Origin of the sequence: Flavobacterium flabelliforme (genome assembly GCF_017948675.1) — a bacterium.
Lineage (GTDB): Bacteria > Bacteroidota > Bacteroidia > Flavobacteriales > Flavobacteriaceae > Flavobacterium > Flavobacterium pygoscelis.
On record NZ_JAGFBU010000024.1, the window covers coordinates 1 to 861 of the forward strand.

Consider the following 861-nt stretch of genomic DNA (forward strand, 5'->3'; position numbering starts at 1 on the left):
AGCGCCAAGACGTTAGCAGATATTTTAACGCAACTAACAGAAAAACAGTAATTTATAAAATGAAAACGGAGATTAGAATTGTTAGTTATTTGATAATGTTGGTGATTTATTGGTTTTCAACTTCATTTTTAATCTCATTAGACGAAATATTAAAAATTGATAAAGTATTTATAACATTAGGTTTTGGATTTGCATTAATAAATATTGCTTACTCGTTTTTAATATTAAAATGGACTAACTTACTAAATATATTTTGCTCAATTCTTATTGCATCATTAAGCCTATTTTTGGCTTTAAAAATTGGAAATTTAGAATTGTTTCCAGGTTTTGACCCATATGGAATTTTAACTTCAATAATTACCAATGCTTTACTTTCGATAATATTTTGGGAAACTACTTATCAAATAAAAACGAAAATGAACTTAAATCAGAAAGATGAATAAATTTGTAAAAATCATTGAAGGTCGAAAATTAGCTTTCAAAATATCACTATCTTACGTTGGATTTGGTACTTTATCAGTTTGTTCAGTTTATCCAAAAGATTTATTTTATGGAGATTGGTCACTTTATAGTTTATTAATAACTTTCCCTGTATCGGTATTGAGCTTTGGTTATAGATATGCAGAATTAAATCTATTATATCCTGTTTTCTTAATCCAATTAATAATGTTTTTTATAACTTTCTTTTTATTAAGTTTGTTCATAAAGGACAGAAAAACTATATAAATAAAAAAACATCTGCTAACAGCCGTTTGGCGAGATTGGGGTTTTAGTGGAATTAGCGTTTTTTTATCATATCTTCGTTTTGGCAGAAAATACTCTGCTATAAAGTCCCCAACCACGCCAAGCGCCAAGACGTTG

Annotated in this window: 2 protein-coding genes; one reads left to right on the forward strand and one right to left on the reverse strand. The window is 27.6% G+C overall.

From position 1 onward, the window contains the following. Positions 1 to 443, forward strand: a 443-nt coding sequence (locus tag J3S90_RS15695; RefSeq protein WP_236023989.1) for a hypothetical protein, incomplete at its 5' end; no start/stop codon positions are given. 168 nt (positions 444 to 611) lie between these two features. Here J3S90_RS15695 and J3S90_RS15700 read toward each other — a convergent pair. Beyond that, positions 612 to 861, reverse strand: a 250-nt coding sequence (locus J3S90_RS15700) for a hypothetical protein (RefSeq protein ID WP_210646972.1), incomplete at its 5' end; no start/stop codon positions are given.